The sequence below is a fragment of the Streptomyces sp. genome, from assembly GCF_036566765.1.
In the GTDB taxonomy this organism is placed as follows: domain Bacteria; phylum Actinomycetota; class Actinomycetes; order Streptomycetales; family Streptomycetaceae; genus Streptomyces.
This window is the reverse complement of sequence record NZ_DATCVQ010000113.1, coordinates 1-10,483: the sequence shown is the minus strand read 5'-3', so window position 1 is coordinate 10,483 and position 10,483 is coordinate 1. Positions and strand designations below refer to the sequence as shown.

General features: G+C 72.6%; 11 protein-coding genes. 6 read left to right on the top strand and 5 right to left on the bottom strand.

Annotated elements, in window-relative coordinates:
- Nucleotides 1-17 precede the first annotated feature (17 nt).
- The 5 genes from VIU94_RS06075 (at nt 18) to VIU94_RS06055 (ending at nt 4,239) form a co-directional block, all read left to right on the top strand.
- Complete coding sequence (locus VIU94_RS06075; RefSeq protein ID WP_331908344.1) at nt 18-425, top strand: ATP-binding protein; 408 nt, start codon at nt 18-20, stop codon at nt 423-425.
- Between the two features lie 46 nt (nt 426-471).
- Nucleotides 472-1,107, top strand: coding sequence for a class I SAM-dependent methyltransferase (locus VIU94_RS06070; RefSeq protein ID WP_331908342.1), 636 nt, complete (start codon nt 472-474; stop codon nt 1,105-1,107).
- A 154-nt stretch (nt 1,108-1,261) separates the two neighbouring features.
- Nucleotides 1,262-2,140, top strand: coding sequence for an N-acetylmuramoyl-L-alanine amidase (locus tag VIU94_RS06065; protein ID WP_331908340.1), 879 nt, complete (start codon nt 1,262-1,264; stop codon nt 2,138-2,140).
- A 92-nt stretch (nt 2,141-2,232) separates the two neighbouring features.
- Nucleotides 2,233-3,123 (top strand): hypothetical protein, encoded by an 891-nt coding sequence (locus tag VIU94_RS06060; RefSeq protein WP_331908338.1) that lies wholly within the window; start codon nt 2,233-2,235, stop codon nt 3,121-3,123.
- A 102-nt stretch (nt 3,124-3,225) separates the two neighbouring features.
- Nucleotides 3,226-4,239: an LLM class F420-dependent oxidoreductase gene (locus VIU94_RS06055; RefSeq protein ID WP_331908336.1), complete on the top strand. Its 1,014-nt coding sequence runs from the start codon at nt 3,226-3,228 to the stop codon at nt 4,237-4,239.
- Between the two features lie 40 nt (nt 4,240-4,279).
- Here VIU94_RS06055 and VIU94_RS06050 read toward each other — a convergent pair whose 3' ends face one another.
- From VIU94_RS06050 to VIU94_RS06040, 3 genes are all read right to left on the bottom strand, one after another.
- On the bottom strand, nt 4,280-5,359 hold the full coding sequence (locus tag VIU94_RS06050) for a prenyltransferase (protein ID WP_331908334.1): 1,080 nt from the start codon (nt 5,357-5,359) through the stop codon (nt 4,280-4,282).
- Entirely contained in the window at nt 5,356-6,111 is a 756-nt protein-coding gene (locus VIU94_RS06045) for a class I SAM-dependent methyltransferase (RefSeq protein WP_331908331.1), read from the bottom strand. The genes VIU94_RS06050 and VIU94_RS06045 overlap by 4 nt, the downstream gene beginning before the upstream one ends.
- Nucleotides 6,112-6,262: 151 nt before the next feature.
- A complete protein-coding gene (locus VIU94_RS06040) occupies nt 6,263-7,594 on the bottom strand; it encodes a glycosyltransferase family 4 protein (protein ID WP_331908329.1) in 1,332 nt (443 codons plus the stop codon).
- A 207-nt stretch (nt 7,595-7,801) separates the two neighbouring features.
- Between VIU94_RS06040 and VIU94_RS06035 the strand changes: the two genes are divergently transcribed.
- Nucleotides 7,802-8,416, top strand: coding sequence for a TetR family transcriptional regulator (locus VIU94_RS06035; RefSeq protein ID WP_331908327.1), 615 nt, complete (start codon nt 7,802-7,804; stop codon nt 8,414-8,416).
- Nucleotides 8,417-8,494: 78 nt separating this feature from the next.
- Here VIU94_RS06035 and VIU94_RS06030 read toward each other — a convergent pair whose 3' ends face one another.
- On the bottom strand, nt 8,495-8,728 hold the full coding sequence (locus VIU94_RS06030; RefSeq protein ID WP_331908325.1) for a ferredoxin: 234 nt from the start codon (nt 8,726-8,728) through the stop codon (nt 8,495-8,497).
- Entirely contained in the window at nt 8,728-10,197 is a 1,470-nt protein-coding gene (locus tag VIU94_RS06025) for an aldehyde dehydrogenase (RefSeq protein ID WP_331908323.1), read from the bottom strand. Before VIU94_RS06025 ends, VIU94_RS06030 begins: the two co-directional genes overlap by 1 nt.
- Nucleotides 10,198-10,483: the final 286 nt, after the last annotated feature.

Genomic DNA, 10,483 nt, shown 5'->3' with positions numbered 1-10,483 from the left:
CCCCGCACGCTGGTGACATGAATCACGTAACTGAGCCCCCACCGGCGGAAATTGACGCGAACTATCGGATGGGGTTCACCGTCGGTGAGCACTCCGCGCGCCACATGCGCCGCATCCTGCGCAGCTTCCTCGCGCACTGGCGGCTGCACCACCTCACCCACGCCGCCGAGCTCGCGCTCACCGAGCTCGTCGCGAACGTCGTGCGGCACGTGCCCGACCGACGGTGCGCGGTGATCGTGCTGCGCGAGCCGCACGGACTGAGAGTGGAGGTCGCGGACGGAGTCCCCGGCGCCGTCGCCGCGAAGGGCGGGGATCCGATGGACGACGGCGGACGGGGGTTGCTGCTGGTGGAGGCGGTGACGGACCGGTGGGGGGTCGAGGAGGCGCCGGGAGGGAAGAGGGTGTGGTTCGAGTGCGACGCGTAGGGCACGATGGCTGCCCGTACGCCCGTACCGACCAGTAGGAGCCCCCATGCCCGCCCCCGAGATCCTCTCCGCCTTCGAGTCGGCCAAGGGCTTCATGCCCGTGAAGGAGGGTCTGGCGCTGTACGAGGCGGCCGCCGAGGCCGGCAAGCTCGGGCTTCCGCTGCTTGAGGTCGGGACGTACTGCGGCCGCTCGACGATCCTGCTGGCGGACGCGGCGCGGGAGGCCGGAGTGGTCGCGGTCACGGTGGACCACCACCGGGGCAGCGAGGAGCAGCAACCGGGGTGGGAGTACCACGACGCGACCGTGGTCGACCCGGAGGTCGGTCTGATGGACACCCTCCCGACCTTCCGGCGCACGCTGCGCAAGGCGGGCCTGGAGGACCACGTGATCGCGGTGGTCGGCCGCTCGCCGCAGGCGGCGAAGGTGTGGGCCGGGGAGCTCGGGTTCGTCTTCATCGACGGCGGGCACACGGACGAGCACGCGACGGCGGACTACGAGGGCTGGGCCCCGAAGGTCGCGCAGGGCGGGCTGCTCGTCATCCACGACGTGTTCCCGAACCCGGAGGACGGCGGCCAGGCCCCGTACCGGATCTACCTCCGGGCGCTGGAGTCCGGCGCGTTCGAGGAGATCTCCGTCACGGACTCCCTCCGGGTCCTGCGCCGCGTGGGCGCCGGGGTCTGAGTCCGGCCGCACACGGCACGGACAGGGTTCCTGCAATTGACGCGGTCCGGGACCGGCCTGCCCTCGGACAGGCCGATCCCGGACCTCGGCCACTCGGCGCCCCTCCCCGTGCGCCGTTCGGCCCCCTACGCCCAGAGGACCTAGAGTCGCGGGCATGCCGTTCGACGCGAAGACCCCCGCCCTCGCCCTCGGCTGCGCCGTGCTCACCGTCGCCGCGCTCGCCGGATGCGGCGGCACGGCCGCCCTCGACGCGAAGCCGGGCGCGAAGCCCGACGCGACGAGCGGCACCGCGAACGGTGCGACGAGCGGGGCCACGCCCCCCGTGAAGCCGGTCACATCCGCGCCGCCCGCCGCCACCCGCTCCCTCGCCGGGCGGACCGTCGTCATCGACCCGGGGCACAATCCGGGCAACTTCCGTCACACCAGCGAGATCAACCAGCAGGTCGACATCGGGACGAACCGCAAGGAATGCGACACCACCGGCACCTCCACGGCCGACGGCTACACGGAGGCCGCATTCACCCTCGATGTTTCACACCGGCTGCGGGATCTCCTCAGGGCGCAGGGCGCGACCGTGGTCCTCACGCACGACGCCGAGCGCCCCTTCGGCCCCTGCGTCGACGAGCGCGCCCGCCTCGGGAACAAGGCGAAGGCCGACGCCGTCGTGTCCGTGCACGCCGACGGATCGGCGGCCGGAAACCGGGGTTTCCACGTGATCCTGCCCGCCCGCGTCCAGTCCGGGGCCGCGGACACGACGGCGATCGTGGGGCGGTCGCGTACGCTCGGCGAGCGCGTCGCCGCGCAGTTCGCGCGCGCGACCGGCACCTCGCCCGCCAACTACATCGGTTCCGGTACCGGGTTGGACGTCCGCGAGGATCTCGGCGGACTGAACCTCTCGACCGTTCCCAAGGTCTTCCTGGAATGCGGCAATATGCGTGACCCGAAGGACGCCGCGTTGCTCGCGAATGCGGCATGGCGCCAGAAAGCGGCGCGCGGGATCGCGGACGGCATCGGGACCTACCTGCAGGGGTAGTGCTTGCGGACGATAGATTCGTCCGGACGACGGTGCCGCCCCCGTGCCCTGCGTGCCATCCCGACGAGACGACCCGACGAAGGACTTTTCACGTGAATATCCGCTCGCTCACTCGAGGCGACGGCGTGGTGATCGGAGCAGCGGTGGTGCTGTTCATCGCCTCGTTCCTGGACGTCAGCGGCTGCGATGGCAGCTTCTGCGACAAGGTGCCGGCCACCTTCTCCTGGGAGATCTCCCCGCTCGGCTGGGGAGCCTTCCTGCTCTCCATCGCCGGCGGCGCCCTCGTGGTCGTGTCGCACGGCCTGCCGCAGCCCCGCAAGGTCGCGGGCCTCGAACTGGGCCAGGTCGGCGTCGCGTTCGCCGTCGCCGCGGCCTGGAACATGCTGATGTGGGTCTTCGAGTCCTCCAACATCGGCCCGGGTCTGATCCTCGGCGCCATCGGCGCCGTGGCCCTGGCCGGTGCCGCCATCGCCAGCCCGCTGGTGCCCGCCCTCAAGGCCCCGCTGGTCACCGCGCCGAAGCCGCAGGCCCCGCAGCCGTACGGCGTGCAGCCGGGCATGCCCGGTCAGCAGGGCATGCCCGGTCAGCAGGGCGTCCCCGGCGGCTACGGCTACCCGGGCGCGCAGCAGCAGCCGTACGGCGTCCAGCCGGGCATGCCGGGCGACCCGCACGCCCAGCACGCCCAGCAGGGCCAGCCGTTCGGCGCACAGCCGGGCCAGCCGCAGCCGGGTCAGCCGCAGCCCCAGCAGGAGCAGCCGCAGGCCGCCCAGCCGCAGCAGGCCGGCGACTTCGCGCCGTTCTGGTTCGCGGTCCCGGTCGCCCGCCCGCTGTACGCCGAGGACGGCTCGCAGGCGCCGATCGCCGAGCTGGCCCCGGGTACCTGGTACCTCGCGGTCGACAAGCGCGGCGACGCGCTGGTGGCGCAGACCCAGGACGGGCGTCGCGGCGTCCTGCAGGACACCACGGGCATCCAGCACGGCTGAGCCGCGCTCTCCTTCGCCGACGGCCCCTCGCCCTTCCGGGCGGGGGGCCGTTGGCGTACAGTCCGGAGCCGAGCTGACGAACCGTCAGAAAGGCTTTCTGCCATGCGCCTCGGACTCGCCCTCGGCTACTGGGGGCGCGGCCCCTCCCCCACGCACCTCGAACTCGCCCGCGAGGCCGAGCGGCTGGGGTACGACTCGGTGTGGACCGCCGAGGCGTGGGGGTCGGACGCCTTCACGGCGCTCACCTGGATCGCCGCGCACACCTCCCGGATCAGGCTGGGCACGGCGGTCGCACAGATGGCCGCCCGCACCCCCACCGCGACCGCGATGCACGCGCTCACCCTGGACCACCTCTCCGGCGGGCGGATGCTGCTCGGGCTCGGCCTGTCCGGCCCGCAGGTGGTCGAGGGCTGGTACGGCCGGCCGTTCCCGCGCAGCCCGCTGACCGCGACCCGCGAGTACGTGGACGTGATCCGGCAGGTGCTGCGCCGCGAGGGGCCCGTCGCGCTCGACGGGCGGTTCCACTCCCACCCGTACGCGGGCGAGGACGGCACCGGCCTCGGCAAGCCGCTCAAGCCGATCACCCACCCGCTGCGGGCGGACCTGCCGGTCCTGCTCGGCGCGGAGGGGCCGCGGAACATCGCCCAGACCATCGAGATCGCGGACGGCTGGCTCCCGCTGTACTGGTCGCCGACCCGGTACGCGGAGGTGTACGCGCTCGGCGCGCTCCCGAAGGGCTTCCTGGTCGCGCCCATGGTCCGGGCGCAGGTGTGCGACGACGTCGCCGAGGGGCTGCTGCCGGTCAAGGCGATGCTCGGCTTCTACATCGGCGGCATGGGCCACGCGGCCCGCAACTTCCACGCGGACCTGATGGCGCGCATGGGGTACGCGGACGAGGCCGGGCGCATCCAGGAACTGTTCGCGGCCGGCCGCCGCGAGGAGGCCGTCCTGGCCGTGCCGGACGCCTTCGCCGACGAGATCTCGCTGGTCGGCCCGCGCGAACGGATCGCCGAACGGCTCACGTCGTGGCGGGCGGGCCCGATCACCGACCTCCTGGTCACGGCCCCGGACCCGGCCACTTTGCGCGTCCTCGCGGAGCTGAACGACGCGGGTTAGGGGGTGTGTGACCCTGATCCGCCGGACAGGCCCTAGACCTTCAGGAGCCGCAGCAGTCGGGCTCCAGGCCGCGCGGCAGGCGTTCGCCGGCGAAGACCGCGACCGTCGCCTCGTCGCCGCCCAGCGCCGCGACCGCGAGCAGCAGGGAGCCGGCGGTCCAGGTGGTGAGCTCCTCCGGCCAGATCGCCGGGCTGCCCTCGAAGACGTAGCCCGTCCAGTACATGCCGCCCTCGGCGCGCAGGTGCTGGATGGACTGGAGGATCTCCAGGGCTCGGTCGGACTCGCCCATCGCCCAGAGGGTCAGGGCGAGTTCGCAGCTCTCGCCGCCGGTCACCCAGGGGTTGGGCAGCACGCAGCGGACGCCGAGGCCGGGCACGACGAAGTCGTCCCAGTGCGCGTCGATGCGGGCCTTGGCCTCCGGGCCGGTCACCGCGCCGCCGAGGACCGGGTAGTACCAGTCCATGGAGTAGCGGGACTTGTCGAGGAAGCGCTCGGGGTGGCGGCGGATCGCGTGGCCGAGCGCCCCGGCCGCGAGCTCCCAGTCGGGCTGCGGCTCCTCGCGCGCCTCGGCGATGGCCAGCGCGCAGCGCAGCGCCTGGTGGATGGAGGAGCTGCCGGTGAGCAGCGCGTCGGTCACGGGCGTGCCGTCGGCCTCGCGCTTCCAGCCGATCTGGCCGCCGGGCTGCTGCAACGCGAGGACGAACTCGGTGGCGGCATAGACGACCGGCCACATCCGGTCGAGGAAGGCGTCGTCGCCGGTGGCGAGGTGGTGGTGCCAGACGCCGACGGCGATGTACGCGACGAAGTTGGATTCGCGGCCGCGGTCGGTGACCTGCTCCGGGTCGCCGTCGTGGTAGGCGGCGTACCAGGAGCCGTCGGCGTTCTGGTGCCGCGCCAGCCACTCGTACGCGCGGGCCGCGGCGGCGTGCTCGCCGGCGGTGTCGAGGGCCATGGCAGCCTCGGTGTGGTCCCACGGGTCCAGGTGGTGACCGCGGAACCACGGGATCGCGCCGTCCTCGCGCTGGACCGCGAGGATCCCGGCGACGGTCTCGGCGGCCTGCTCGGCGGTGAGGACGCCGGGCAGGACGAGATGCTCGGCGATCTGCTCGGGAGACGTCACGCGTCGGCCTCGGCGTCCGCCGTGGCTTCGGCCTTGGGCAGGTGCGGCTTGGTCGCGTAGACGACGAAGCTCTTGCCGACGACCGGGTTGAGCAGCTGCTCGGCGACCCGGGTCAGGGCGGGCTTCTTCATGATGTCCCAGACCAGGAGCTTGTGGTACGCCCGGACCGGCAGCGCCTTGTCGTTGTCCACGCCGAACGCGCACTTCAGCCACCAGTACGGGGAGTGCAGCGCGTGCGCGTGGTGGCTGCCGTACGGCCGCAGGCCCGCCTGGCGGATCTTGCCGAGCAGCTCGTCGGCCTTGTAGATGCGGATGTGGCCGCCCTCGACCTCGTGGTACTCGTCCGAGAGCGCCCAGCAGACCTTCTCCGGGCCGTAGCGCGGGACGGTGATCGCGATCCGGCCGCCGGGCCTGAGGACGCGGACCATCTCGGCGAGCACGCCCTTGTCGTCCGGGATGTGCTCCATGACCTCGGAGATGATCACGACGTCGAAGGACTCGTCCGGGAACGGCAGGTTGAGCGCGTCGCCCTCCATCGCGGTGGCCGTCGCGCCCGCCGGGGCCTCGCCGGCCTCCTTCATGGCGGCGAACCACTTGGCGACCTCGCGGATCTCCTCCCCGTTCTGGTCGAGCGCCACCACCTGGGCGCCACGCCGATAACACTCGAAGGCATGCCGCCCCGCACCACAGCCCAAGTCGAGCACGCGGTCGCCGGGGGCGAGCGGGAAGCGGGTGAAGTCGACGGTCAGCACGGGGTCGTCCTGCTTTCGAAGTTGGTAGCTGGTTGTGGGCAGGCGTTCCGCAGGGCGATGGGGGTCCCCCCTGCTCGAGCGAAGCCGAGAGCTTGGGGGAGGGTGGGCACAACCCACCCACCGGGCCGCACCTGGCGAACAAGGCGAGGCGTCACCGGCGCACCCCGGCGCCCTGCCGGGCGATCGCCTCGCGATACAGCTCGGCCGTCCCCTGAGCGGCCCGCGCCCACGTGAACCGCTCAAGCACGCGCTCGCGCCCGGCCGCGCCGAGCCGCGCGCGCAGCCCGGCATCATCCAGGACACGCCCCAGCGCCGCAGCCAACGCCCCCGCGTCACCCGGCGGCACAGCCAGACACGTCTCACCATCAGGCCCCGCGACCTCAGGAATCGCCCCGCCCGTCGTCGCGACGAGCGGAGTACCCGTAGCCATCGCCTCCGCCGCCGGCAGCGAGAACCCCTCGTACAGCGACGGCACGCACGAGACCTGCGCGGACCGCACGAGGTCGACGAGCTCCGCGTCGGAGATCCCCTTCACGAACCGGACGGCGTCGGCGAGCCCGTACCGCTCGATCGCCTGGGCCACCGGCCCGTCCTCGGCACGCTTGCCGACGACGACGAGGTGGGCGTCCGGGTTCTCCGTACGCAGCTTGGCGAGCGCCTCGACGAGATGGACGAGGCCCTTGAGCGGGACGTCCGCGCTCGACGTGGTGACGATCCGGCCGGGGACCTCCGCGACCGCGGGGTTCGGCGACCACAGCTCGGTGTCCGCGCCGATGTGCACGACCCGGACGCGGTCCGGCCGCACGCCGAGGTGCTCGACGATCTCCTGCTCGGAGGAGCCGGAGACGGTCAGGACGGAGGGCAGCCGGCGGGCGACCCGCTTCTGCATGCGGGTGAAGGCGTACCAGCGGCGTACGGAGGCGCGGCGCTTCCAGTCGGCGGCCGCGTCCAGCTCCAGCTGCCGGTCGACGGTGATCGGGTGGTGGATCGTGGTGACCAGGGGCGCGCCGATCGCGCCGGGGCCGCCGAGGAGTCCGTAGCCGAGGGTCTGGTTGTCGTGGACGACGTCGAACGCGCCGCGGCGGGCGGCGAGGTGGCGCCGGGCCCGCAGGGAGAACGTGAGCGGCTCGGGGAAGCCGCCGGTCCACATGGTCGCGACTTCGAGGGCGTCGATCCAGTCCCGGTACTCGTCGCGCTTGGGCGTGCGGAACGGGTCGGGCTGCCGGTACAGGTCGAGGCTGGGCAGCTCGGTCAGGCGGAGCCCGGCGAGGTCCTCGCCCTCGTCCAGGACGGGGTACGGCTGGGAGCCGATGACCTCGACGCTGTGGCCGAGCCGGGCGAGCTCGCGGGAGAGGTGCCGGACGTAGACGCCCTGACCGCCGCAGAAGGGATTCCCCTTGTACGTGAGGAGAGCGATCCGCAACGGTCCGTCACCGTCGGTGGCACCCGGGAGGGGGTTTGCCTCTACGGCCTCAGCGGTCACTCGCGGCCCCCTGTCTCACTGCGTTTCGCGGGAGCGTAACCGCTCGCGCTAATCTAGAACAAGTTACAGACTTGATCGTTCTTGATCGTTCAAGAGGCATCGAATCTACCGGCAGGTAGCGCCCCTGTGAGAGCCGGAGCAGGTGATTCGCGCCACGGCGCGACGCCCGGCCATACTGGCGCGAACCAACGCCACGGAACGGGACCCATGACCGCGGAAGAGAGACCTGCGTCGCCGCCCCTGACGGAACGCCAGGAGGCCCGCCGCCGCCGCATCCTCCACGCCAGCGCCCAGCTGGCGAGCCGGGGCGGCTTCGACGCCGTGCAGATGCGCGAGGTCGCCGAGGCGGCCGGAGTGGCGCTCGGCACGCTGTACCGCTACTTCCCTTCCAAGATCCATCTGCTGGTCGCGACGATGCAGGACCAGCTGGAGGGCCTGCACACCACGCTGCGCAAGCGCCCCCCGGCCGGCGACGACGCGGCCCAGCGCGTCGCCGAGACCCTGATGCGCGCCTTCCGCGCCCTGCAGCGCGAACCGCACCTGGCGGACGCGATGGTCCGCGCCCTGACCTTCGCGGACCGCAGCGTGAGCCCCGAGGTGGACACGGTCTCGCGCCAGACCACCGCGATCATCCTGGACGCGATGGGCCTGGACCACCCGACCCCGCAGCAGCTCTCCGCGGTCCGGGTCATCGAGCACACCTGGCACTCGGCCCTGATCACCTGGCTGTCCGGCCGCGCGTCCATCGCCCAGGTGAAGATCGACATCGAGACGGTCTGCCGGCTCATCGACCTGACGGCCCCGGAGCCGGTGCGCCAGTAGACCGGCGCGGCCGTGGACCGGTGCGGCGCGGGACCGGCGCGGCAGTGGGCCGGCGCGGCCGTAGAGGCGCCTCCTCGCCTACTCCTCCGGCGGGAAGACCGGCTCCCCGCCGTCGCGCAGGGTGATCGTGATGGCCTCCACCGGGCAGCCCTCCGCCGCCGCGAGGACGCTTTCGTCGGCGTCCGCCTCGGGGGTCTGCGGGTGGGACTGGCGGGCCGCGTCGAGGCGGAAGCCGTCCGGGGCGTGGTTGACGCACATTCCCGAGCCGATGCAGACGCGGCGGTCCACCTCGACGTGCCAGCGGTCTCCCATCACGCGCCCTCCGGCCCCTCGTAGCCGCCCGGCAGGTGGATCATCTTGTGCTCCAGGTACTCGCCGAGGCCCTCGGGGCCGAACTCGCGGCCCACGCCGGAGTTCTTGTAGCCGCCGAACGGGCCGAGCATGTCGAGGCTGAAGGTGTTCACGTTGAAGGTGCCGGTGCGCACCTGGCGGGCGAAGTCGATGCCGTGCTCGACGTCCGAGGTCCAGACGCTGCCGCTGAGCCCGTAGTCGGAGTCGTTCGCGATCCGCAGCGCCTCGGCCTCGTCGCCGTACGGCAGCAGGCAGATCACGGGGCCGAAGATCTCCTCGCGGGCGATCCGCATGGAGTTGTCGACGCCGCCGAAGAGGGTCGGCTCGACGTACCAGCCCTGCTCCAGGCCGGCCGGGCGGCCGCCGCCGGTGAGCACCTTCGCGCCCTCGTCCTGGCCGATCCGGATGTAGTCGAGCGAGCGCTGCTGCTGGCGCCGCGCGACGAGCGGGCCGACCTGGGTCGCCGGGTCGAGCGGGTCGCCGACCACCAGCGCGCCGGCCGCCGCCGCGAAGGCCTCGGCGATCTCGTCGTACCGGCTGCGCGGGACGAGGATGCGGGTCTGCGCGACGCAGGCCTGGCCGTTGTTCATCCAGGCGGCCGGGACGATGCCGGCCACGGCGGTCGCCGTGTCGGCGTCCGGCAGCACGACGGCGGCGGACTTGCCGCCGAGTTCGAGGGTGACCCGGGTGAGGTTGCGCGCGGCGACCTCCATGACCCGCTTCCCGGCCCCGACCGAGCCGGTGAAGGACACCTTGTCGACGCCCGGGTGCCCGACCAGGTACTCGCTGACCTCGCGGTCCGCGGGCAGAATCGAGAGCACGCCCTCGGGCAGCCCGGCCTCCGTCGCGATCTCGGCGAGCAGGTACGCGTCGAGCGGCGTCTCCGGCGAGGGCTTGAGGATCACCGTGCAGCCGGCCAGCAGCGCGGGCCCGAGCTTGGCGGCGGCGGTGAACTGCGGCACGTTCCACGGCACCACGGCCGCGACCACGCCGACCGGTTCCCGCCGTACGAGCAGCGGCCCGAGCACGCCGGACCGGCGCTCCTCGTACGGGAACTCGCGGGCGACGGTGATCGCCGCGTCCCAGACCATCATCGCGCCGAGCGCCTGGGCCAGGACGCTCCAGGAGTACGGGGAGCCGTTCTGCGCGCTGATGAGCCGGGCGATCTCCTCGTGCCGCACGGCGACGGCGTCCTTGATCCTGCTGACCACCGCGATCCGCTCGTCCAGCGACATCCGCGGCCAGGGCCCCTCGTCGAACGCCCGGCGGGCGGCGGCGACGGCCCGGTCGACATCGGCCTCGGAGGCGTGCGGCACCCGCCCGATGACCTGCTCGGTGTGGGGCGAGATCACGTCGATGACGCCGGCGCCGAGGGGATCGGTCAACTCCCCGCCGATGAACAGCTTTCCGTGTTCCACAAGCTCGGTCATGGCTGCTGCCTCCCGGGGCCCCGGCGTATCTGACACTGTTTCAGAACTGATACCAGTTCTAGTTCCAGTAGTCCACGGCAGGGACGAACGAGCCCCCGACCGGTGGCCCGGCCCTGAGCACCGCGCTCGCGTTACTTGCCTTCCAGCGCCGCCACCAGCTGAGACAGGTTGCCGCCGGCCACCACGAGCGCAAGGTGGTCGTGGTAGTCCCGGCTGCTGACAATCAGGCCGTCGCGGACCCGCAGCACCTGGATGTTGGAGGCTTCGAAGGTCCGTCCGGTCAACC